This window comes from Anaeromicrobium sp., assembly GCF_025210435.1.
GTDB lineage: Bacteria > Bacillota > Clostridia > Peptostreptococcales > Thermotaleaceae > Anaeromicrobium.
Genome location: NZ_JAOART010000094.1, coordinates 43,703 through 67,901 on the forward strand (window position 1 = coordinate 43,703; position 24,199 = coordinate 67,901).

Genomic DNA, 24,199 nt, shown 5'->3' on the forward strand with positions numbered 1-24,199 from the left:
TATGTGAATTTTCCTAAAATCCTCACAAAAAATTCATTATACCATTTTTATTATAATCTACTGGTGAATTTTTTCAAGTATTTATAGAAATTTATTTACTTTCTTTGATAATATTAGACAATTTTAGTAATATTATATATGAGAACTTAAATAAATATTTCATTTAAACATTATGACTAATTATTATAATTTCTATTCATGGAGGTAATTTAATAATGAATGTAGTTGGAATTGTGGCCGAATATAATCCCTTTCATAATGGCCATAAATATCATTTAATAGAATCTTTAAAAAATACTAAAGCAACTCACTCTATAGTAGTTATGAGTGGTAATTTCCTTCAAAGGGGAGAACCTGCCATATTAGACAAATGGACTCGAGCTCAAATGGCCATCGATGAAGGTGTAGACCTTGTTATAGAACTGCCCTTTGCATATGCTTGTAATAGTGCTGAATACTTTGCCTTTGGTGCTGTTTCTCTCTTAAACAATATGAATATTGTAGATTACGTAAGTTTTGGAAGCGAACTAGGAAATATAGATGATTTAACAAAAATTAGTAAAGTATTAAATGAAGAACCTAGTGAATACACGGATGATTTGAAGAAATTTTTAAAGGAGGGTATCTCATATCCAGCAGCTAGAGAAAAGGCTTTATTTAAATACTTTAACCACGGAAATTTATCCCATATTATAGGTTCTCCTAATAATATATTAGGAATTGAATATATAAAATCTCTATTAAAATTAGGTAGCCCTATTAAACCCTCTACAGTAAAAAGATATAAGGCTCATTACCATTCTAAGGAATTATATGGCAATATATCTAGTGCTACTGCCATAAGAAAAGTCTTATTTCATAATCCATTAGACAAAACTTTAGAAAGTGTAATGCCCAGTGAAAGTTACAAAATATTACAAGAATCCTTAATAAAATATAATAAGCCAGTTTTTTATAATGATTTTAGCCAAATGATTATCCAAACTTTAAGAAAATCTTCCCCAGAGTATTTAAAAAGCCTTGTGGATGTGGGTGAGGGCTTAGAAAATAGACTTAAATCTAGTGCTACTAAAGCTATTCATATTGATTCATTATTAGATAATATAAAAACTAAAAGATATGCACTCACTAGAATCCAAAGGATTTTGATTCATTCTTTAATGGGATATACAAAGGATACCTTAAACCATTTTAGGGATACAGGCCCCCTTTATGCTCGTGTACTTGGTTTTTCTCCTAAAGGTACAGAATTACTTAAGGTTATGAAAGAAAGATCTTTGGTCCCAATACTTACTAATATAAATAGACAATCTGTTGATTCTAAGGCCCTATCCATGCTTTCTTTAGATATTTTAGCTACAGATCTGTACACCTTATCCATTACAAATGAAAATTTACGTCATGGAGGTTATGATTACTATAATAAACCTTATATTAAAAGATAATTTTTATAAAAAGTACTAATTCAATTTTTCCCACAATAAAATATTATAGGTATTTTAAATTTTACCTATATATCATAAAATATTGTGGGAGGAATTTATGTTCTTTTTTATAATTATTATTCTTATATTTTTCTTATTTATATACTATCCCCTTATAATTAGAAAAACCTTATTACTTTTACTCATACTATCCTTTGTAGGGTCTATTGCTCTAAATCCTAATGTATCATATGAAGGGGCAAAACTTGGCGTATCCACCTGGATTAATGTGGTGCTTCCCGCCTTACTTCCGTTTTTCATAGGAACAGAGATGCTCATAGAACTGGGCTTTGTTCGTTTTATAGGAACCTTATTAGAGCCTATAGTAAAGCCTGTATTTAATGTTCCTGGAGAAGGATCTTTTATATTTTTAATGAGTACAGCCTCTGGCTATCCTATGGGAGTAAAATTAACTTCTCAGTTACGAGAAGAGGGTCTTATCTCACAAGAAGATGGTCAAAGGTTACTCTCATTTTGCAGTACTTCTGGACCCCTTTTCATCCTTGGAGCAGTGGCTATAGGTATGTTTCAAAACAAATCCTTAGGCTTATTAATTTTAGTTTCCCATTACCTTGGAGCTTTAATTACAGGTTTTTCATTTAGATTTTATAAAAAATCTAAATCTAGTAATTTTTCATCAAACAAAGTCACCTATTCTAAAAAAATTAGAGCTTCCCTTTCACACATGAAAAATACCAATAATTCATTTGGCCAAATATTTTCTGAGTCTGTGAAAAGGGGAATGGAAGTTTTATTTATTATAGGTGGTTATATCATTTTATTTTCAGTTCTAATCCAAATAATAAAGCATGGCAATATAATAGAACCACTTACTGTAAAAATACGTACTATTCCCCTTCTAAGCTCTTTAGACAAAAAAATATATACAGCCCTATTAAGCGGCCTTATTGAAATAACTGTAGGATGTAGAGAATTATCCTCAATAGAATCTTTAACCTTTAAAAGCCAAGCTATCTTTACATCTTTTATAATTTCATGGAGTGGTTTATCTATACATGCTCAATCACTCAGTATTATATCTAAAACTGATTTAAATTGTGGTATATATATTTTTAGTAAAATCATACATAGTTTTTATTCTGCTTTTTTAGCTTTTATCTTATGCTCATTTTATCCAAATGGTCTATTTACTTCAAAGGGCGTATTTAAAAGCTTATACGAACCTATTTTTAGTTTAAATCTTATGGAAAAATTCAAATATTCATTTTTATTATTTTTACATTTTAATTTAATTTTATTATTTCTAGGCTTATTCTTTTTGATTATCTCTAAAAGAATAAAAAGGGTATGAGATCATCTCATACCCTTTAATTCATTTCTATTTTCTTTAATAACTCCTAGCATACTCTCTAATTGACTCTCCATATTGTGTAAAAGTTCGTCTGTATATTGTCTAGCACCAATTCTCATTTCTTTGGCACTTTCTTGAGCCTGTGCAATTATTTCTTCAGCTCTTTTTTGAGCTTCCTTTGTGACCTCATCCTTTTCCACCATTTGCTCTATATGATCCTTTGCATCATCAATTATATTGTCAGCTTCATGCTGTGCCTCTATAAGAATTTTTTGTCTTTCTTCTTTAATCCACACGGCCTGTTTTACTTCATCTGGCAATTGTAGCCTTATTTCCTTAATTATTTCTAATATTTCATCCTTATCCACAAAGGTCTTTCCTGCAAAAGGAATAGATGAACTACTGTCTATTATGTCCTCTAACTCATCTAATAGCTTTAAAACATTCATAAATTGCACCCCCTTTAACTATAATACCTCTTTAAACTTTTTCCTCATGGCATCAATCACATGATCTGGTACTAAACCTTCAATACATCCATTTAATTTAAAAGTTTCTTTTACTATACTAGAACTTAGGTAGGAATATTCACTGCTAGTCATCATAAACATAGTTTCAACATTTTTGTTTAACTTCTTATTCATTAAAGCCATTTGAAACTCATATTCAAAATCAGATACAGCCCTTAATCCTTTTATAATTACGTCTGCATTTTTCATATTAACATAATCTACTAGCAAACCACTAAATGAATCTATTTCCACATTAGGAATTTCCTTTGTGGCTTCTTTTAAAATGTTAATTCTCTCTTCTATAGTAAACAGCGGATTTTTAAAAGGGTTATTTAGTACTGCCACCACAACTTTATCTACCACATGGGAAGCTCTTTTAATAATATCTAAATGTCCATTAGTAACTGGATCAAAGCTACCTGGGCATATGCCTATTTTCACCGTTACTCCTCCTTCTTATATATGGATATTAAAGTATTTCCATACTTCTTCTCTTTATATTTATAAAATCCTGCTATATTTTCACTCAAAATATCTTTTAAATCATGTTCTATTAAAACAATCCCGTCATCACTTAAAATATTACTATCATATATTTTTTCTAGGGATGGTTCAATAAACCCCTTTAGATATGGTGGGTCCATAAATATAATATGAAACACCTCACCTTTAGAGCTTAAATTGCTTATAGCAGCATCTACATCACAGTATAACACACTACTTTCCCTTTGAAACCCTAGGTTTTCTAAATTTTCTTTTATAACTTCAATACTATTTTTATCATTATCTACAAAAACTCCATATTCTGCCCCTCTACTGATGGCCTCAATGCCCAGGGCTCCCGTTCCTGCAAATAAATCTAATACTTTACTATCTCGTATGTAAAAATTTATAATACTAAATACAGATTCCTTTACCCTATCTGTTGTAGGTCTCGTATTTGTTCCTTTAGGAGAATTTAATCTTCTTCCTTTAGCTCTTCCTGAAATGACTCTCAACTCTCTCTCTCCTCTCATTATTATATTTTAGCATATATGTAAAAGATAGACAAAATTTAATTATTATAAACTAGAATATTTAATCCCAGTTTTACACATAAATAATATTGAAAAGCTTTTAAATCAAATTCCCCTTGAAGCTTTTTTCTTCATTTCTCCTCTCCCAATACTGGTGATTTTCACCAGTATTTTTTTTAGGCATATGACTTAGGCATATGAAAGAAATAAACTAGTCAGTTCTCTGAGGAATTTGGATTATTTTCAAGACATGGTAAGCGAGCATATTAAACATATGTGAGCGATTCCATAACGAAGAAAATAATTCGAATAACCAGTGAAATGACTAATTTATTTTTTGAATATGCCTTGTGCCCTTAATCTAAATAAGGGAAGAGGCTTAGCCTCTTCCCTTATTATTTAATCCTTATTTCCTATTTTCCTGATAATTGGTGCTCAGCCATTTCAACTAAACGCTTAGTCATATATCCACCAACATAACCGTTTTGTCTTGCTGTTAAATTACCCTTATCCATTCCTTGATAATCGCTTAATCCTAATTCATTAGCGATTTCATACTTCATTTGATTTAATGCTGCCTTAGCTTCTGGTACAGCTTTTGGATTACTATTATTCATTAAATTTCACCTCCTATTGCCTTGTACTATTAATTTAACCATTGTTAGACAAATTATATCTAGTAGTTTTTTACTTTTCTACCAGCCCTAGGAGGAGGTTTTATAGTTTAATCTCTCATATGAAAATTCTATGAAAATTAATATCCATATACAGTTTTCATTAATTCAAGAGTTTCTATACATTATAAACTAATATTTTCTATAAACTTTCCAAATTCATTTGTTATTTTCTTTTTCAATCCTTCATATTTTTTAGATTCTAAAAATGAATCTTCCTTAACTATCATCTCAGCTTTCTTTTGAACTAACTTTAATATCTTCATATGTCTAAACAAATTTGCCATTTTAAGTTGAGGAATACCATGCTGTATAGTTCCAAAAAACTCTCCTGGACCTCTAATTTTCAAATCTTCCTCTGCTATTATAAATCCATCGTTAGTTTTAGTCATTATTTCCACCCGTTCCCTGGCCACAGGACTTTTTCCATTATTAATAAGAATACAATAGGATTGATATTCACCTCTCCCAACTCTACCTCTTAATTGATGCAATTGAGCTAGTCCAAACCGTTCACTATTTTCTATAACCATTATGGACGCATTAGGTACATTAACCCCAACCTCAATAACCGTAGTGGCTACTAAAACATGAGTTTCTCCATTTTTAAATTTATTCATCACTTCTTCTTTATCTTTATTTTTCATCTTACCATGTACTAGGCCTACATTATAATCTTTAAAATAATCTTCCTTTATGCTATCATAAATTTCAGTGGCAGAATTCATATCTAAAGTTTCTGATTCCTCCACTAAGGGAGCCACCACATATGCTTGTCTACCCTTTTGTATCTCTTTTTTAATAAATTCATATACTTTTGCCTTATCTTTTTCTACACTTCCATAAGTCTTTATTTCTTTTCTTCCCGGTGGAAGTTCATCTATAATAGATACATCTAAATCCCCATATAAAATAAGAGCTAAGGTTCTTGGAATAGGTGTGGCAGTCATGACTAAAATATTTGGATTAATTCCCTTTTTTGCAAATACATTTCTTTGATTTACTCCAAATCTATGTTGCTCGTCAGTTATTACTAGTGCCAAGTTTTTAAATTCCACCTTATCTTGTATTAATGAGTGAGTTCCGATTACAATATCCACATTGCCCTTTTTCAAATCATCTAATATTCGTTCTTTATTTTTAGGCCTGGTACTTCCCGTTAACAACTCAACCTTAACATTTAACCCTTCATATAATTTTATACAGCCTTCATAATGCTGCTGAGCTAATATTTCAGTAGGAGCCATAAGAGCTCCCTGATATCCATTAAAGACAGCTTCTAACAAAGAGATTAATGCCACAACAGTTTTACCAGACCCCACATCTCCCTGTACAAGCCTATTCATTGGTTTATCCGATTCCAAATCTTTTTTTATTTCTTCCACCACATTCTTTTGGGCCTTTGTTAATGAAAAAGGAAGGGAGTCTATAAAATTATCCACTTGTTTTTCATGTTTAAATACTACACCCTTTCCCTGTGAAATTTGATTTTTCACCATAAAAAGGGCTAATTGAAGTAATAATAATTCTTCAAATACCAAACGATACTTAGATATTTTCATCTTTTCAATGGACTCTGGAAAATGTATGTTTTTCAAAGCGTATTTAATATCACATATTCTATATTCTTTTCTGATACATTCAGGAATATATTCATCTACACAGTTTATATGCTCTTGTATGACCTTATATGTTAATTTAGTCAAATCATTTTGATTAAGACCCCTAGTTAAATTATATATAGGCATTATATGATTTGTATATTCTGCTTCGTTAAACTTATATTCAGGATGGGTAATTTCCAATCCAGAAAAGCTTTTTTTAACTTCACCATACAGATAGACTTCTCTATCCTTATGAAATATGTTCTTAAGAAATGGAGAATTAAAAAATGAAATACGAATTTTACCTGTAGGATCTTCTCCTATACACTTATATACCTTTAATCCCTTTCTTACTTTGTTCTCTTCCATGTTAGATTTTATTATGACCTTTATCAAATATTTTCCTGATTTATTAATTTTATTTAAAGATACTAAATTTTTTCTCATTTCATAATCCCTTGGAAAATAATAAAGAAGATCTTTAACAGTATGTATCTGAATATTATTTAAAAGATTTGCCCTCTTGGGTCCAACCCCTTTTATATATTGTATAGACTCTTTTAATATATCCATTCCTTATTCCCTCCAATCTATAACAACCTTATAAAATATAAAAGGAAATAATGCTTAAAGCATACGAAAAAAATAAACTAGTCAGGGACTTGACTAATTTATTTTTCCAATATGCCTAAGCTCATTTCCTATTCTACAGAAAATATATAATAATACAGAGGTTGTCCACCATAATACACTTCCACATCACAGTCCTCAAATTCCTGTTCTATTTCTTCTGCTAACCTCTGTGCTCTTTCTTTTTCTATATCAGAACCATAAAATAATGTTATTATTTCACTATCTTCATCAACTATATTTTTTAATAAATTATAACATTCATTTTCAATTTCAGTACCTACTGTTATAATTTCTCCATCAGATATGCCTAATATATCTCCTTTTTTAATATCTCTATCTTTAAATGTGGTCTCCCTCACAGAAAAAGTTACTTGTCCCGTTTTAATATCTTTCATGGCCAAATTCATATTTTTCTCATTTACATCCACTTCATTTTCTGGATTATATGCCACTACAGCTCCTATTCCTTGGGGAATTGTTTTTGTAGGTATAACTATTACATTTTTTTCACTTAAAGTTTTAGCCTGGTTTGCAGCTAAAATGATGTTGCTATTATTAGGTAATATAAATATATTCTCTGCATTGATACTGTCTATAGCTTCTTTTATGTCTTGAGTACTAGGATTCATGGTCTGTCCACCAGCAATAATTTTATCCACATTTATGTCTTTAAATATATTTTCTATTCCCTCTCCCATGGCAACTGCAATTATACCATATTTTTTTAATTGTTCATTTTCCAATCGATTTTCATGTTGATACCTCATGTTGTCTATTTTTATATCCACAAGTTGACCTAATTTTAGCCCTTCTTCTATTACAACCCCTGGATTATTTGTGTGTATATGAACCTTTACAAGGTTTTCATCTCCAACTACTAGCATGGAGTCTCCTAGGTTCATTATTCTCTTCTTTAAATTTTCCACACTAGGATTAACTCCTTTTATTATAAACTCTGTACAATACCCAAATTGAATAGATTCACCTTCATGGACTTTAATGTTATGTTTCTTTTCTTTTTTAACAGTCTCTTCTACTATAACCTTTCCAGTTAATGCCTCGTAAAAACCGTTTAAAATACACATTAATCCCTTTCCACCTGCATCTACCACACCAGCTTCTTTTAAAACCTTTAACATATCAGGTGTTTTTAATAAAACCCCTTCTCCATGTTCTATGACCTTCTCTAGGATTCTACATAAATCCGTTTCTATCTCCTGAATTTCCGTTGCCTTTTCGCTGACACTTCTTATTATAGTAAGTATAGTCCCTTCTATAGGTTTCATAACAGCACCATAAGCTGTATCTGACGCCAATTTAAGTGCTTTAGCAAAATCTTGTGCACTTAAGGTTTCTTTGCCCTTACAAGCCTTTGAAAACCCTCTAAAGATTTGTGATAGTATAACACCAGAATTACCTCTAGCTCCCATTAATGATCCATTAGCAAGAGCCTTTGCTATATCCTCTACGTTTCCATCAATTATCCTTTCCACTTCTTCCTTTGCAGAATTCATGGTTAAGGACATATTAATTCCTGTATCACCATCAGGCACAGGAAACACATTCAAATCATCTATAACCTGTTTGTTTTCCTCTAGACATTGGCATCCCCTAACAACCATATTCTTTAGCTGCAATCCATCTATGTAATTAACTTTCAAAATTAGTACCTCCCTAAATTACTTTTGTACTCTCACATCTTTTACGTTTATATTTACTTTTTCTACCTTTAATCCTGTTATAGTTTCTACATTATATTTTACCTTGTCTATTACATTTTGTGCAACAATAGATATCCTAGTACCAAATTGAATAACTATATATAAATCTATAGCTAACTTATCACCATCTGATTCTATTCTTACTCCTTTACTCATATTTCCTTTTCTTAAAAGTTCTGTTAATCCACTGGTGGCTGATTTAGAAGCCATGCCAACTAAACCATAGCATTCCATGGCAGACATTCCTATTATTTCTGAAATAACATGTTCATCTATGTGGATATTACCTAAATCATTTCTTAACTTAGCACCCATAAAAATCCTCCTTTTACAATATATATATATAAATAGTATATGTTTAAATCATATATATATAGTTTATTTTATCTTAAACAAAAAACCTATTCAACAATTAAAAATATTTTTATAAAAATATTTTCATCTTATACCTTGCATACACCCGGCATAGTGTGGTAAAATTATGATGTTTGCTATTAAGCTACGATCACTTTAAGGAGGTGTTATATAGATGTCAAAAGCATGTGAAGTATGTGGAAAGGGAAGAATTTCCGGGAACGCTGTAAGTCACTCAAACCGTCATTCTAGGAGAGTTTGGGGTGCTAACATAAAGAAGGTAAAAGCTATCGTTAATGGATCACCAAAAAGAGTTAGCGTGTGTACTAGATGCCTTCGTTCTAACAAAGTAGAAAGAGCTATATAGTTCGTAAAGTCTGCCATATGGTAGGCTTTTTTTACTACCTAATAATTACAAAACAGTTTGTATCCTAAGAAAATTAAAACTATTCCTATTAAAGCTATCCATCCAGTGACTGGTAAAAACATATAGGCTAATGTGGCTATTCCTACAGCAATTAATACACTACCTAAAAATCTCTTATCTAGTCGTCTCCACAAAGAGGTATATGGTTTTCTTTTCATTATTACTTCCCCCTTATATGATTTTCAAAACCAAAAGCATCAATACTATAAATAAAACTCCTAAAATTCCATACCAAATTCCTAAAGGTATGAATTTGATCAACAATATACTTCCAGACATTGCCAACACTATTCCCAGAAGCCTTTTCAATAGAATCCTATTCCCAATTTATCACCCCATTTTGTGCATATATTCATTATATTATTCAATACCTTTCGTGAATGTGAAGAATTTTAAAATTATTAAAAAAGTGTAACTAAAGCTTTTATCCTTAGTTACACTTTCATTTTAATCTTCTGATATTGTAAGTAGCAAATGGCCCTTTTCTATGGTTATGATTCCACTAGAGTCTTTTAACTTATTGCTCACCCCTCTAGATGATCCCATTAATATATCCTCTTTGTATAAAGGGTATTCAAAGCCCTTTAATGTTATTCCTTCAACTTTTTTAGTAAGGGGAATTAAAGATATATTCTTATTTTTGTCACAATTAATAACTTCCCTATTTAAAACAACCATAATTTCATTTTTTTCATTAACTATTTTAGCTTTTATACCTTTTTTAGCCAAGGGCAATAGTAAGGTCACATTAGCAATAGTATGATCCATTCTAGTACCAATACCACCTGTTATAATCATTTCCTTTGCCCCCTTATTGAGGGCATAACTTATTGCTAGTTCCATATCTGTGAAATCTTTTTTAGGAGGAAATTTGAAAAACTTAACACCCTTTTTTTCAAACTCAATTCTGCTTTTTTCATCAATAGAATCTAAATCTCCCACAATTACGTTTGGGATCTTAAAGATTTTACTAAGATATCTTGCTCCCCCATCAGCACATATTACAAAATCACTTTCATCCATAAGATCTTTCAAAAAGTTTAAATCATCAATAGTTCCATTTGCAATTATTAAAAATCTCATTTTTTCACCTATATATTTTTTCTAAAGTCCATTACGGCCTCTTCTATATTATGTGCTCCAAATATGGCAGAACCTGCCACAATCACATTTGCTCCTGCCTCTACAACTTCCTTCACATTATCTACTTTTATTCCTCCATCAACTTCTATATCTATATTAAGACCTTTATCCCCTATCATTTTCTTTAGTTTTATTATTTTATCTTTAACTATTGGGATAAATTTTTGTCCTCCAAAACCTGGATTAACAGACATTAAAAGAACCATATCCACATGATCTAATATATATTCAAGTTCATTTAGAGGAGTTCCTGGATTTAGGGATACCCCCGCTTTTACACCATAGGATTTTATCAATTGAATAGTTCTATGTATATGTGTACATGCCTCCATATGCACTGTAATAATATGAGCCCCAGCATCTACAAATTCCTTTATATATCTATCTGGTTCTTCTATCATAAGATGTACATCTAAGACAAGATTTGTAATCTTACTTACACTTTTAAGAACTACTGGCCCTATACTTATATTAGGTACAAATTGTCCATCCATTACATCTATATGTAACATGTCTACTCCTGCTTTTTCTACCTTCTCTATATCCTCTTTAAGATTTGCAAAGTTTGCTGATAAAATTGATGGTGAAAGTTTTACCATTTTTAATACCTCCTATTTTTCTCTATTTCATCTAAAAGATTTACATAATTATTATACCTAGATTCACTTATTTTCCCATTTTTAATTGCTTCTTTTATTGCACACTCAGGTTCATTTATATGCTTACATCCTGTGTATTTGCAAGAACCTATTAAGGGCTCGAATTCCTTAAAATAGTATTGTAGATCTAATTCTTCAACAAAATCTAAGTCTAGAGAACTAAATCCTGGTGTATCTAAAACCCATCCTCCAAAGTCAAGTTTCAATAACTCAACGTGCCTAGTAGTATGTTTCCCCCTTTTATTCTTCAAGCTAATTTCCCCTGTTTTTAGTTGCAAATTAGGTTGTGTTGCGTTTAAAAGAGAGGATTTTCCTACTCCTGATGGGCCTGCAAAAACAGTAATTTTATCCTTTAATATATGTTTAAACTCCTCTACACCAGAATTAAGCTTAGTACTGGTTTCCAACAGTTTATATCCTGTTTTATCATAGATTTCCTTTAAGTTATTTAATTCCTCTTCACTTAAATCTACTTTATTAAAACATATTACTATATCTAGGTTTTCTCGCTCTGCCATTACTAAAAATCTATCTAATAGCAAAATATTAGGGTTAGGTCGTTTTACTGCAAATACTATAACTGCTTGGTCAACATTTGCAACAGGAGGTCTTATTAATTTAGTTTCTCTATTTTCTATTTTTTCAATCATGCCCTTATCATCATAGGATATGGATATGCTTACCCTATCTCCTACTAAAGGGGTTATTTTTTCCTTTCTAAACTTGCCCCTAGCCCTACATTCATACATTTTACCATCTTCATCCTGTATATAGTAAAATCCTCCGATCCCCTTTGTAATAATACCTTTAATCATCTATATTCCCCGTTTCAAAATCTATTTGTTTATCTGCTATTAGAACATCGTCAAAGTATATATCTATAGAGGCTTTTCCTCTTCCTTCAATGGTAATTTTCTCTTTACCGCTCATGGATTTGTTGTGGATTTTATCATGAACCACATTTTGTATGCCATTTTGAGTTTTAACTATTTTCAATCTAAAATCTTCATTGTTAGCTTGGTCATAAAATAATCTAAATGAAATTGACTTCATCTTAAACTCATCCTCTTCTGATGGTTGGGTTACAGGACTACCTTCACTAACACTCAAATTAACAACTTGATTTTCTTCTACTTCCGTACCGCCCTTAAGATTTTGCCATATGACCATATCCTTTTCTTCTTCACTTTCCTTATATTCAACCTTACCTAATACAAGACCAGATGCTTCTATAGTCTTTTTAGCCTCTTTAAGAAACTTTCCTGTCAATGTAGGCATTAATATGGTCTTTGTCTGAACGCCCTGGCTTACTACTAGGTTAACAGGAGAATCAATTTCAACCATTTGTCCTCCTCTAGGATCTTGATCCATTATTATACCTACGGGCATAGAGCTATACTTATACTTTACTTTACCCTCTTGTAATTTTGCATTTTCCAGAGTTATATCAATATTTTCAAGTTTTTTATTAATCAAGTTAGGGGTCTGTACTAATTCCTTTCCCTTACTAACTATTAAAGATACAGGATATCCTTCTTTTCTCTTAATGCCTTCTTTTGGGTCTTGTTCTATTACATAGCCCTTTTCATATTCATTACTAAATCTTTCATTAGTTATCTCTGCTTTTAAACCCAGTTTTAATAATTCCTTCTTAGCACTATCTTCACTTGTTCCTACTACCTTGGGTACATTCACTTCTTTTACAAATAATATATCCTTTAAATATAGGCCTCCTACCGTTACCATAAGTGCACTTATAAAGGCTAATAATAGGGCTGACCATATTATTAATCTATTATTTTCTTTTTTACTTTTTTTATCTTTACTTTTAATTTGTTTTTCATCTATGGCAGGAATAACCATGGTAGGAGAATCTCCCTTGTCCATGAAATCTACAAAATTTCCCATTGGCTTTTCTTGAGCTTTATCCAAATCCTTATATAATTCCATGGCATTTTCATATCTTTTACTTTGTTCCCTTTGGGTTGCCTTCAATATTATATCTGCTAAAGCTTTTGGAATATTTTTATTAATTTTTCTTGGATCTTGTACCTCTTCATTTATGTGTTTTAAAGCTATACTAAGAGGTTTCTCCCCTTCAAAGGGTAATTTACCCGTTGCCATTTCATAAAGAACTATTCCCAAGGAATAAATATCTGATTTTTCTGAAACATACCCTCCTCTAGCCTGCTCTGGAGAAAAATAATGAACTGATCCAATAACATTCGCTGCATTTGTTATTGTAGATGAAGTTACAGCCCTAGCTATTCCAAAATCCGTCACCTTTGCTGTATCCTGTGAAGTTACTAAAATATTATGGGGTTTAATATCCCTATGAATAATATGATTACCATGGGCATGTTCAAGGGCTAAGGCTATTTGTTTTCCTATTTTAATTACTCTGTTAGAATTTAATGGACCTTCACTTTTAATAATTTGCTTTAAAGTCTTATTTTCCACATATTCCATAACTATATAATCAGTATCATTTTCTTTTCCTACGTCATATATATTTACAATATTATGATGTGACAAACTAGCAGCTGATTGGGATTCTTGTCTAAAAGATTTGATGAATTCTTCGTCACTTTTAAATTCTGGTCTTAATATCTTTACAGCAACATATCTATTTAAAAGGTTACATTTGGCCTTATAAACTAAAGCCATTCCACCGCCACCTATTCTTTCTATTAATTCATATCTATCTCCTAAAACTTTTCCTATCATTTTTTCACCTCTCTTTTACTATATCTGTACAGCTATTACAGTTATATTATCTAATCCACCTCTATTATTGGCCAACTGAACTAATTGGTTGCAGGCAAGATCAATGGAAGGACTTTTTAAGAAAGTGTCCCTAATCTCCCCATCTTCTATTAAATTGGACAAGCCATCTGTACATAAAACTAGTATGTCCCCTTTTTTAGCCGAACTAGAATAAAGATCTATCTTCACCTTTTTGTCAGTTCCAATGGCACGAGTTATCATATTCTTTTGGGGGTGAACCTTGGCTTCATCCTCTGTGATAGTTCCATTTTTTACCAATTCAGCCACTAATGAATGGTCATCTGTTATTTGACTAATTTTTTTTTCTTCTATAAGATATGCTCGACTATCTCCCACATGGGCTAAATATATCTTAGTTAACAAAAGGGCAACAGTCAAAGTAGTACCCATACCCTTATATCCTGTATTTTTTTGTGCTTTATCATAAACATGTTCATTTGCCCTTTGTACTGCTTCTTTTAATAGGGCTAATATACTTTCTTTAGAATCAATTTTCTCTTTATTTTTATTCATATACTCAGCTATAGTATGTATAGCTAACTCACTGGCCACTTCTCCTGCATTATGACCACCCATGCCATCTGCCACGGCAAAGAGCTTTATATCATTCTCGGTTACATAAAAAGCATCCTCATTTAAGTCCCTTACTTTACCCTTATGAGTACAAGCTCCTAATCTCATTTGCTCACCTCACATGTATACTGAAATATGTTTAATATTGCAAATTTATTATATCACATATTTAGCTACGTTATTTTTTTTAATTTTGCAATGAAAAAACCATCTGTTTTTCCCATATTAGGATATAAATTTATAAATCCCTTTTTTCCTACTAACTCTAGTATCATTTCATCTTTAATTTTTTCTACTATAAAATTCTTATTTGAACCTAAAAATTCTTCCACAACTAAATCATTTTCCATCTTCTCAATGGTACATGTGCTATATACTAATGTACCTCCTGCCTTTACATACTTTGAGGCTATGTTTAAAATTTCAAGTTGTAATTCACATATATTCTCAATATCTTCACTAGTTTTATTATATTTTAGTTCAGGTTTTCGTCTTATTATTCCAAAGCCACTACAAGGAGCGTCCACTAAAACTTTATCGTACTTGTTTACTTGAGATTCATCTAATTTTGTGGCATCCCACTTCTGGGTCTTTATTATATTAATTCCTAGTCTGTTGGCATTCTCATGTATAAGTTTCAATTTATGTTCATGAATGTCCCTAGCTACAATTAGTCCCCTATTATTCATTATTTGGGCCATATGTGTAGCCTTACCACCAGGGGCTGAGCATATATCTAAAATTTTATCTCCTGCCTTTGGATTTAAAATTTTACTTACTAACATGGAACTTTCATCTTGTACTTGAAATTTCCCCTCTTTAAAAGCCTTTAATTTATCTAAATTAGAAACGCCTTCTAGTACTAATCCTTCATTTACATGGGTACATTCTGTCACCCTTATTTTTTCATCTTTTAGCTCATTTATTAGGTTATTTCTTTCTACTTTTAATGTATTAGTTCTTATGGTTAATTTTGGTGTCTCATTGTTAGCCTTAAGTAAATCTTTAGTAAAGTCCTTTTCAAATTCCTTTAACCATCTTTCTACTATCCAACGGGGATGTGAGTATTTTACAGATAAATATTCTATTTCATCATTTTTAATCTTATCTAAATTTATTTTTAAATCATTTCTTATAAAGTTCCTAAGAAGGGCATTAACAAAACCCTTTGTTCTAAAATTTATTTTTTTGCTCATATTTACAGCTTCATCTACCACAGCAAATTTTGGAATTTTATCTAAATATATAAGTTGATAAAAGGACATTCTAAGTACATTTAAAATAGATTTATCTATTTTTTTTAATCTTATCTTTGAGTAGGATCTTATACCATAATCTAAATATATCTTATTTTCTAATACGCCATATACTAATTCCCTAATTAAATTTTTATCTACTTTAGATATATTTTTATCCCTTAGGTGTTTTCTTATGGATATATTAGAATAGGCTTTATTGTCCTCAATGTCATTTAAAATATCTAATGCTATTTTTCTAGCGTTTACCTTATCCATTACGGCCTCCCTTTAATCTATTTAACAATTTAATGCACCCCTAAGGGTGCATTAAATTGTTAATCACGTTGATTTCTAAGTAGAATCAATCTAAATAATTGTGCAATTGCCACAGCCATAGCACCTATGTATGTTAGGGCTGCCGCTCTTAAAACCTTTTTACAAGGTTCAATTTCATTTACCGTTATAACTCCATTCATATCCATTTGCTCAATGGCTCTGCTACTGGCATTTAACTCTACTGGAAGAGTAATAATTTGAAATATAACTGATGCCAGGTAAAATAAAATCCCCAAATCTATAAGACCTGTAGCTCCAAATACAAAACCTGCCATAACTAATATCCAAACAAATCGAGATCCAAAATTAGCTATAGGTGCAATGGCATTTCTTAAGGTCAGAGGAAAATACCCATTTCCATGTTGTATGGCATGGCCACATTCATGGGCTGCCACACTTATGGATGCAATAGTATTTCCCTTATATACATGTGGTGATAATCTTACAACTTTAGTCCTTGGATCATAATGGTCTGTAAGTTGACCTGGTGTGATTTCTACAGGCACATCCCTAAGGCCATTTCTGTCTAAAATTTTTCTAGCCACCTCATATCCTGTGAAACCTATCTTATTATTCACTTGTAAATACCTATTAAATGTGGTTTTAACCTTCATCTGAGCATAAGTAACAAATACCATGGCTATTAAAAGAAATCCCATTCCCGGTCCAAATCCATAATATGGGCTATAAAACATATTATCTACTCCTTCCCAAGTAAATACCTTATGCTATCTTCTATTTTATCAACACTTACCCTTGTATTGATACAAGGTCCCTGTGGCCTTTCATTCAATACTCCTACTACAGGAATTTTTCTCACATCCATTATTCCTGCACTTAAGTCCCTTTCACAAGCAACTGCTATTATACCTTTAGGATTGTTCTCTTTTATTATTTTCCTAGCCAAAGTACCACCAGTAGATACAAATACATTCACATTATATTTTTCCTTTAATTTAAGTATATTATCAATATTACATTGTCCACATTTTTTGCAATTTTCTATGTTAGTAGTAACTTTATGGGGACAACTAGACTTTTGAATACAGTGGGGTAATAAAACTAATATATACTCTGGTTCTATTTTTACTCTTGTAGATAATACAACCCTATTATTTATTTGAGCAAATACCCCTCTTATTTTATTTTTATCTATATTTAACAGATTTGCTAAATTCAATATACCTAAATAAACATATCTTATACTCTTATTTAAATAAACTTTTTCAAAATTACCTATATCTTTTTTCTTAAACACATGAATAAGAACAATAGCTGTTATTAAGATAAATATACCAAGGCAAAATGAAATTATTAGTATTATACTCAAAATAATCTTGTATAATACTAGGTTACTAGAATTAATTAAATATAAAGCTAAGCTCCCTAGAGCAAAAAATATTCCCATAATCAAAAAGATCATCTTTATAAATAATGAGTCATTTTTCTTCATATTACTCTCCTAGAATAATTCCCTGTTTTAAATCATTTCCCCTTAAATATGCATCTACTCTCATTCTTTTACTATTTGGAAATTGTATTTCATTTACTAAAAGGGCACCTTTAGCAGTTTTTACTAAAATCCCCTCTTCACTTACATTTAAGATTTCTCCATTTTTCCCTTTTTCATTATCTAAATCTTGAAGTTCACCATTCCAAATTTTAAACTTAATTCCATCATAAGTACTATATGCACTTGGCCAAGGATTAACTCCCCTTATTAGGTTTCTTATATGCTCATTGGTTTTATTCCAATCTATTTCACCTAATTTTTTATCCATAATAGGTGCATAAGAACTTTCTTCATCCCTTTGTTTTTCCCTAGGAGCTTTCTTTTCACTAATCTCCTTTAAAGTGGATCTTAAAAGAGTTGCCCCTTTCACCATTAAAACATCATGTAACTGACCAGCAGTCATATTTCCTATTTCCACTTCACTTTTTAAAATCATATCTCCCGTATCTAGGCCCACATCCATATACATGGTAGTTACACCTGTAGTTTTTTCTCCATTAATTATAGCCCAGTTTATAGGAGCTGCTCCCCTATACTTAGGCAATAGGGATGCATGTACATTAATACACCCAAACTTTGGTATGTCTAATAACTCTTTTGGTAAGATTTGACCAAAGGCTACTACTACAATACAATCAGGATTATATTCTTTAATTATGTTTATAAACTCTTCATTTCTTACCCTCTCTGGTTGGTATACTTGAGCCCCATACTCTAGAGCCCTTTCCTTCACAGGAGGTGATGCAAGTTTTTTACCCCTTCCTTTAGGTCTATCTGGCTGAGTTACCACAGCTAATAGTTCGTGTTCCTTTCCTACCACATCTAGACTGGGGACTGCAAAATCGGGTGTTCCCATAAATATAATTCTCATCTATATTCAATTCCTCCTACTTAATCACTTTATCTATAAATAATATTCCTTCTAAGTGGTCAATTTCATGGCAAATTGCCCTTGCCATTAAGTCTTCTCCTTCAACCTCTATAAGTTCGCCAAATCTATTTAGTCCTCTTGCTATCACCTTCTTAGGCCTCTTTACTTCACCTGTAACACCTGGCACACTTAAGCAACCTTCCTGGTCAATTTGTTCTTCTTCCCTATGGATAATCTCTGGATTTATAAGCTCTATTAATCCATCACCTATATCTATTACTATAATTCTTTTTAATACTCCTACCTGAGGTGCTGCCAAACCTACTCCATTGGCATCATACATAGTATCTATCATATCTTCTATTAAGGTAATTTCTCTTTTACCTATTTTTTGTACAACTCTAGATTTTTTTCTTAAAGTTGGGTCTCCATCTTTTAAAATATTTCTTATTGCCATTTTTATCCTCCTTAAAGCATACTATATGGGTTTATATCAATACTAATTAGCACTCTACCTCTTTCATCTCGCCTAAAATTAGTATCTACATAATTTATTATACCCCTAATTAGGTTTTGGTCAACAGTTTTAATGATTAGCTGCCATCTATGTTTTAGCTTCACTTTAGATATTAATGCAGGATTAGGTCCATAGATTTCATTTTCACTAGACATATTTTTATTATTCATATTGAATTTAATTTTATTTGCAAAATCCTGTGCTACTTCTATTATCTCCCTTTCATCAATGCCAGAAAATATTATATTTACAATATTACAATAGGGAGGATAATTAGTAACTTTCCTCATTAATATCTCTTCATTATAAAAACTTATATAATCATGGTTTTTAGAATTTTGTAGGGCAAAATGCTCTGGGGAATAGGTCTGTACTATAACACGCCCCACCTCATGACCTCGTCCTGCTCTTCCTGCCACCTGAGTTATTAATTGAAAAGTTCTTTCAGATGCTCTAAAATCAGGAATATTTAAGCTCATGTCTGCCGCTATGACTCCTACTAGGGTCACATTAGGAAAGTCTAGTCCCTTAGCAATCATTTGGGTACCTATTAATATGTCTATTTGGCCATTTCCAAAATCATCTAGTATCTTGTCCATGTGGCCCTTTTTAGATGTGGTATCTAAATCTAGCCTAGCTATTTTAGCCGTTGGGAAAAATTTTCTAGTCATATTTTCTATTTTTTCAGTTCCGGCTCCAAAATATTTTATATATTTACTTGTACATTTTGGGCATATCTTAGGAGGATTAGTTTTAAATCCACAATAATGACAAGTAACCCCACCTATTTTTGAATGGTATGTAAGGGATACGTCACACTTGGGACATTTAAGTACATAACCACAACTTCTACAGGATATAAATGTAGAGTGTCCTCTTCTATTTAAAAACAGAATACTTTGCTTTTTATTTTTTATATTGGTTTTTAATTCCTCATATAAATATTTACTAAATATATTTTTATTCCCCATTTTCAGTTCTTCTCTCATGTCCACCACTGTAACTTTTGGTAATGGATTTTTATTATATCTGCTAATTAATTCTATTTTTTCATACTCCCTATTAACAGCCTTATGATAAGCTTCTATAGATGGGGTAGCTGAACCTAAAATCAAGGGACATTGGTTTTTTATAGCTCTAAACTTAGCCACTTCTATGGCATGATATCTAGGTCTATTTTCTGATTTGTAGCTATATTCATGTTCTTCATCTATTATTATTATTCCTAAGTTTTTAAATGGACTAAATATGGCACTTCTTGCTCCAATTACAATCTTCACATGACCTTTTCTTATTTTCTCCCACTCATCAAATCTTTCCCCTAAAGACAATTTACTATGTAGTATACCTACTATATTTCCAAATACACCCTTTATCCTTCTTATCATCTGAGTAGCTAGGGATATTTCAGGAACTAAAATAATAGCCTCTTTACCTTCTTTTAGGACCCGGTTTATTAAATCTACATAAACTTCTGTCTTGCCACTTCCAGTAACTCCATGAATTAAAAAGGTTTTGTATTCTTCTTTATTCAAAAAAGGCTCTATTCTATTAATAGCTCTATTTTGTTCTTCTGTTAAATTTACCTGCCTTTTAACCTTATCTATGTGACCATAAGTGCTTCTAAAGGTCCGTTCTTCGTATATTCTTATTAATTTTTTTTCAATCAAACTATTTATGGGCCCATTACTAGATAGATCTAAGGATTTTCTTAAATTACTTAATGTATCCCTTTTATGGACCTTTAGATAGTCCATTATTTCTATTTGCTTTTTGGCCCTTTTATTTAAATTTTCATAGTTTATATCTTGTATTTCCACAATTTTAGTACTTAGTTCTTTCACTTCTCTTATTAACTTTTCTGTTATGGTTATTATTTTTCTATTTTCCAATCTCTTTAATGGCTCATATATACTCTTGTATTTTATATTTTTAATTAAATTAGCATATGTACTCTTACCCTTTTCTTTAAGGTAATGAATAATATGTTCCTCAATTTTAGAATTTGTATTATATTCAATATAATTTTGCCCATTTAGTTCAATTTCTTTTTTTGTCTTAAAAGAAGACCCCCTTGGAATTACACATCCTATAGCTTCCATATGAGTGCATAAATACTTTTCTTTCATCCATTTACAAAGATCTATTAATTCCTTTGTCAAAATACTATCTTCTTGTACTAAATCTTTTATTTTCTTAGTATTTTCAAAGGGTGCTTCTTTACTTTCATATGTATTAATTACATATGCCTCTATAATATTATTTCTTTTTCCAAAGGGAACTATTACCTTAGAACCCCTTTGTACTATATGAGCTAGATGGTCTGGTATTTCATAAGTATATTCCATATCTGTATTCTTGCTTTTATTATTAACTATTAAATTTGCAAATAACTTCATATTAGATCACCCTCTTTCACATATTTTCTTTAATCTAAAAATAAAGGAGTAGAAATTCTACTCCTTTACAGGTCACTCTCGTCTCTTTCATAGTGAACTTTATCTTGTGCAATCTCATGAGTTGCTATGGTAACAGGCTTATTAGAATCTACCCTAATTAAGCTTTCTTCACCTTCTATTATTTCTCTAGCTCTTTTAGATGCAGCTACCACTAATGTATATCTGCTGTCTACCTTTGACATTAGGTCATTTATTGATGGATTTAACATATGTATTCCTCCCTAAATTTATCTATAATTTCTTCTATATCATGCTTAACCTTACAAGTTTCTGCAGTAACTATAGCCTTTATTCTTTCAACTGCCAACTCTACTTCATCGTTTATTACACAATAGTCATATTTTTCAACATACTGAATTTCTTCATAGGCGCTTTTAAATCTCTTTTCTATGGCTTCTGCCGTTTCAGTTCCCCTACCAACTATTCTGTTTTTTAATTCTTGCATAGAAGGTGGCAATATGAATATAAATACTCCCTCTGGATATTTTTCTTTCACCTGCAAGGCACCTTGTATATCAATCTCTAATAATACATTGTTGCCCTTTTGGGTTTCTTTCATTACATATTCCCTAGGAGTTCCATAATAATTATCATATACTTTTGCATGTTCTAAAAATTTATCTTCCTCTATTTCCTTTAAGAATACTTCTTTTTTAGTAAAATGATAATTTATACCATCTACTTCTCCTTCACGAGGATTTCTCGTAGTTGCAGAAACAGATATTTTCAAATTTTCTATTTCAGTTAATAGTTTCTTACATACCGTACCTTTTCCCGCGCCAGAGGGTCCCGATATGACTATTAGTTGTCCCGTTCTCATGTTTCATCTCCTTTTAACTACTTTCTAGTCTGTGCAATCCTTTGAATGTTCTTCTTTGTTTACTAATCTATGGGCCACAGTTTCTGGTTGAACAGCAGACAATATTATGTGGTCACTATCTGTTATTATGACAGCCCTTGTCCTTCTTCCATAGGTGGCATCTATAAGCATACCTCTATCTCTTGCCTCTTGAATAACTCGTTTTATTGGTGCTGATTCAGGGCTTACAATGGCTATTATTCTATTTGCAGATACTATATTTCCAAATCCAATATTAATAAGCTTAATATTCATATGTACCCCCCTTATTCAATATTTTGCACTTGTTCTCTTATCTTTTCAAGTTCACTTTTAACATCTACAACATAGTTTGTAACTTCTAAATCATTAGTTTTAGAACCTATAGTATTAATTTCACGATTCATCTCTTGAATAAGAAAATCTAATTTTCTACCTATAGAACCAGTTGATTTTAGTGAATTATTTAATTGTTCTATATGACTTTTCAATCTTACAATCTCTTCTGTTATATTACTCTTATCTGCCATATAAGCCACTTCAACAGCTAATCTCTGTTCATCTATTTCATAGTTTTCCCCTAGCATATCTTCTATTCTTTGTCTCAATTTGTCTCTGTGTTCTTCTACAATTTTTGGTGAACGTGATTTTATTTCTTCTACCACATTATTAATAGTATAACATCTTTTTTCAATATCTAGTGCTAATTTTTCACCTTCTTTTAGTCTCATGTTCACTAGTTGATCCAGCGCACCTATTACACTTACCTTTAGACAATTCCAAATTTCTTCTTGATCTTCTTCCTTATCTTCAATTTTAACCACTTCTGGAAATTTAGATACAAAAGTAGCCGATATATCATCTATTATTTCAAATTCCTTTGATAAGGTCCTTAATACTTCTATGTATCCTCCTGCTAATTCCTTATTTAAACTTATGTTCACTTCTGATTGTCCTACATTTTCAAGGGACACGTATATTTCTACCCTACCCCTATTAATTTTTTCCTTTACTAATTTCTTTATATTCTCTTCTAGATAATTTAACTTTTTAGGCATACGTACTACAATATCATTATATCTGTGATTTACAGTTTTTATCTCAACAGTGAATTGCCTATTATTATCTGCATTTTCACCTCTTCCAAATCCGGTCATACTTTTAATCATAGTTTATTCATCCTTCCATAAGGTACTTGTATAATACTTCTCACAATACTACATTATATCATTTTTACCTTTAAAATATAAGGCATATTCAAAAAATAAATTAGTCATTTCACTGGTTATTTGAATTATTTTCTTCGTTATGGAGTCGTTTACATATGTTTAATACGCTCACTTACCATGCCTTGAAAATAATCCAAATCCCTCAGATCTCTGGCTAATTTATTTTTTTCATATACCTAATGTATATTTACTATATTCTTCTTTACACTAATTATACCATTAATATATTTTTCTAATAATTGAAATTTCATATACAATCTTTTAATATTTTGAAAAAAGTGTTATACTTTATGGATAAA

26 protein-coding genes are annotated in these 24,199 nt (G+C 31.0%); 3 read left to right on the top strand and 23 right to left on the bottom strand.

What is annotated here, in order from left to right:
• The first annotated feature begins 215 nt into the window (after window positions 1–215).
• Window positions 216–1,445, top strand: a complete 1,230-nt coding sequence (locus tag N4A57_RS11515; protein WP_293658142.1) for a nucleotidyltransferase — start codon at window positions 216–218, stop codon at window positions 1,443–1,445.
• Between the two features lie 97 nt (window positions 1,446–1,542).
• A complete protein-coding gene (gene ylbJ, locus N4A57_RS11520) occupies window positions 1,543–2,796 on the top strand; it encodes a sporulation integral membrane protein YlbJ (RefSeq protein WP_293658143.1) in 1,254 nt (417 codons plus the stop codon).
• 2 nt (window positions 2,797–2,798) lie between these two features.
• On the opposite strand, the gene N4A57_RS11525 is transcribed toward ylbJ, so the two are convergent.
• The 7 genes from N4A57_RS11525 to N4A57_RS11555 form a co-directional block, all read right to left on the bottom strand.
• The gene (locus N4A57_RS11525) at window positions 2,799–3,245 is read right to left on the bottom strand and encodes an ATPase (protein ID WP_293658144.1); all 447 of its coding nucleotides are present in this window, start codon (window positions 3,243–3,245) and stop codon (window positions 2,799–2,801) included.
• A gap of 18 nt (window positions 3,246–3,263) precedes the next feature.
• The gene (gene coaD, locus N4A57_RS11530) at window positions 3,264–3,749 is read right to left on the bottom strand and encodes a pantetheine-phosphate adenylyltransferase (RefSeq protein WP_293658145.1); all 486 of its coding nucleotides are present in this window, start codon (window positions 3,747–3,749) and stop codon (window positions 3,264–3,266) included.
• A gap of 2 nt (window positions 3,750–3,751) precedes the next feature.
• The gene (rsmD, locus tag N4A57_RS11535; protein ID WP_293658146.1) at window positions 3,752–4,324 is read right to left on the bottom strand and encodes a 16S rRNA (guanine(966)-N(2))-methyltransferase RsmD; all 573 of its coding nucleotides are present in this window, start codon (window positions 4,322–4,324) and stop codon (window positions 3,752–3,754) included.
• A 413-nt stretch (window positions 4,325–4,737) separates the two neighbouring features.
• A complete protein-coding gene (locus tag N4A57_RS11540) occupies window positions 4,738–4,941 on the bottom strand; it encodes an alpha/beta-type small acid-soluble spore protein (RefSeq protein ID WP_293658147.1) in 204 nt (67 codons plus the stop codon).
• A 182-nt stretch (window positions 4,942–5,123) separates the two neighbouring features.
• Complete coding sequence (recG, locus tag N4A57_RS11545; protein ID WP_293658148.1) at window positions 5,124–7,175, bottom strand: ATP-dependent DNA helicase RecG; 2,052 nt, start codon at window positions 7,173–7,175, stop codon at window positions 5,124–5,126.
• Between the two features lie 128 nt (window positions 7,176–7,303).
• The gene (locus N4A57_RS11550; protein ID WP_330671508.1) at window positions 7,304–8,896 is read right to left on the bottom strand and encodes a DAK2 domain-containing protein; all 1,593 of its coding nucleotides are present in this window, start codon (window positions 8,894–8,896) and stop codon (window positions 7,304–7,306) included.
• Between the two features lie 18 nt (window positions 8,897–8,914).
• Window positions 8,915–9,271, bottom strand: coding sequence for an Asp23/Gls24 family envelope stress response protein (locus N4A57_RS11555; protein ID WP_293658149.1), 357 nt, complete (start codon window positions 9,269–9,271; stop codon window positions 8,915–8,917).
• 214 nt (window positions 9,272–9,485) lie between these two features.
• Here N4A57_RS11555 and rpmB point away from each other — a divergent pair, with 214 nt between their 5' ends.
• The gene (gene rpmB / locus N4A57_RS11560; protein WP_293658150.1) at window positions 9,486–9,677 is read left to right on the top strand and encodes a 50S ribosomal protein L28; all 192 of its coding nucleotides are present in this window, start codon (window positions 9,486–9,488) and stop codon (window positions 9,675–9,677) included.
• Window positions 9,678–9,715: 38 nt separating this feature from the next.
• On the opposite strand, the gene N4A57_RS11565 is transcribed toward rpmB, so the two are convergent.
• The 16 genes from N4A57_RS11565 to N4A57_RS11640 all read right to left on the bottom strand — a co-directional run bounded on the left by N4A57_RS11565 (window position 9,716) and on the right by N4A57_RS11640 (window position 23,840).
• Window positions 9,716–9,895 (bottom strand): hypothetical protein, encoded by a 180-nt coding sequence (locus tag N4A57_RS11565; protein WP_293658151.1) that lies wholly within the window; start codon window positions 9,893–9,895, stop codon window positions 9,716–9,718.
• 289 nt (window positions 9,896–10,184) lie between these two features.
• Window positions 10,185–10,820: a thiamine diphosphokinase gene (locus tag N4A57_RS11570; protein WP_293658152.1), complete on the bottom strand. Its 636-nt coding sequence runs from the start codon at window positions 10,818–10,820 to the stop codon at window positions 10,185–10,187.
• Between the two features lie 8 nt (window positions 10,821–10,828).
• Window positions 10,829–11,479, bottom strand: coding sequence for a ribulose-phosphate 3-epimerase (rpe, locus tag N4A57_RS11575; RefSeq protein WP_293658153.1), 651 nt, complete (start codon window positions 11,477–11,479; stop codon window positions 10,829–10,831).
• 2 nt (window positions 11,480–11,481) lie between these two features.
• Window positions 11,482–12,354 (bottom strand): ribosome small subunit-dependent GTPase A, encoded by an 873-nt coding sequence (gene rsgA, locus N4A57_RS11580; RefSeq protein ID WP_293658154.1) that lies wholly within the window; start codon window positions 12,352–12,354, stop codon window positions 11,482–11,484.
• Window positions 12,347–14,266 carry a Stk1 family PASTA domain-containing Ser/Thr kinase gene (gene pknB / locus N4A57_RS11585; RefSeq protein WP_293658155.1) on the bottom strand — a complete coding sequence of 640 codons (1,920 nt, stop codon included), beginning with the start codon at window positions 14,264–14,266 and terminating at the stop codon, window positions 12,347–12,349. Before pknB ends, rsgA begins: the two co-directional genes overlap by 8 nt.
• A gap of 18 nt (window positions 14,267–14,284) precedes the next feature.
• Window positions 14,285–15,007: a Stp1/IreP family PP2C-type Ser/Thr phosphatase gene (locus tag N4A57_RS11590; protein ID WP_293658156.1), complete on the bottom strand. Its 723-nt coding sequence runs from the start codon at window positions 15,005–15,007 to the stop codon at window positions 14,285–14,287.
• 65 nt (window positions 15,008–15,072) lie between these two features.
• The gene (gene rsmB, locus N4A57_RS11595) at window positions 15,073–16,413 is read right to left on the bottom strand and encodes a 16S rRNA (cytosine(967)-C(5))-methyltransferase RsmB (RefSeq protein WP_293658157.1); all 1,341 of its coding nucleotides are present in this window, start codon (window positions 16,411–16,413) and stop codon (window positions 15,073–15,075) included.
• Window positions 16,414–16,472: 59 nt separating this feature from the next.
• Window positions 16,473–17,168 carry a zinc metallopeptidase gene (locus tag N4A57_RS11600; RefSeq protein WP_293658158.1) on the bottom strand — a complete coding sequence of 232 codons (696 nt, stop codon included), beginning with the start codon at window positions 17,166–17,168 and terminating at the stop codon, window positions 16,473–16,475.
• A gap of 5 nt (window positions 17,169–17,173) precedes the next feature.
• Window positions 17,174–17,926 (bottom strand): DUF116 domain-containing protein, encoded by a 753-nt coding sequence (locus N4A57_RS11605; protein ID WP_293658159.1) that lies wholly within the window; start codon window positions 17,924–17,926, stop codon window positions 17,174–17,176.
• A 1-nt stretch (window position 17,927) separates the two neighbouring features.
• A complete protein-coding gene (gene fmt / locus N4A57_RS11610) occupies window positions 17,928–18,857 on the bottom strand; it encodes a methionyl-tRNA formyltransferase (protein ID WP_293658160.1) in 930 nt (309 codons plus the stop codon).
• A 16-nt stretch (window positions 18,858–18,873) separates the two neighbouring features.
• Window positions 18,874–19,314 carry a peptide deformylase gene (gene def / locus N4A57_RS11615; RefSeq protein ID WP_293658161.1) on the bottom strand — a complete coding sequence of 147 codons (441 nt, stop codon included), beginning with the start codon at window positions 19,312–19,314 and terminating at the stop codon, window positions 18,874–18,876.
• 11 nt (window positions 19,315–19,325) lie between these two features.
• Window positions 19,326–21,773 carry a primosomal protein N' gene (gene priA / locus N4A57_RS11620; protein WP_293658162.1) on the bottom strand — a complete coding sequence of 816 codons (2,448 nt, stop codon included), beginning with the start codon at window positions 21,771–21,773 and terminating at the stop codon, window positions 19,326–19,328.
• Window positions 21,774–21,838: 65 nt separating this feature from the next.
• Complete coding sequence (rpoZ, locus tag N4A57_RS11625; protein ID WP_293658163.1) at window positions 21,839–22,042, bottom strand: DNA-directed RNA polymerase subunit omega; 204 nt, start codon at window positions 22,040–22,042, stop codon at window positions 21,839–21,841.
• Entirely contained in the window at window positions 22,036–22,653 is a 618-nt protein-coding gene (gene gmk, locus N4A57_RS11630; protein ID WP_293658164.1) for a guanylate kinase, read from the bottom strand. The genes rpoZ and gmk overlap by 7 nt, the downstream gene beginning before the upstream one ends.
• 24 nt (window positions 22,654–22,677) lie before the next feature.
• On the bottom strand, window positions 22,678–22,947 hold the full coding sequence (gene remA, locus N4A57_RS11635) for an extracellular matrix/biofilm regulator RemA (protein ID WP_095134215.1): 270 nt from the start codon (window positions 22,945–22,947) through the stop codon (window positions 22,678–22,680).
• 11 nt (window positions 22,948–22,958) lie between these two features.
• The gene (locus N4A57_RS11640; protein WP_293658165.1) at window positions 22,959–23,840 is read right to left on the bottom strand and encodes a YicC/YloC family endoribonuclease; all 882 of its coding nucleotides are present in this window, start codon (window positions 23,838–23,840) and stop codon (window positions 22,959–22,961) included.
• Between the last annotated feature and the right edge of the window lie 359 nt (window positions 23,841–24,199).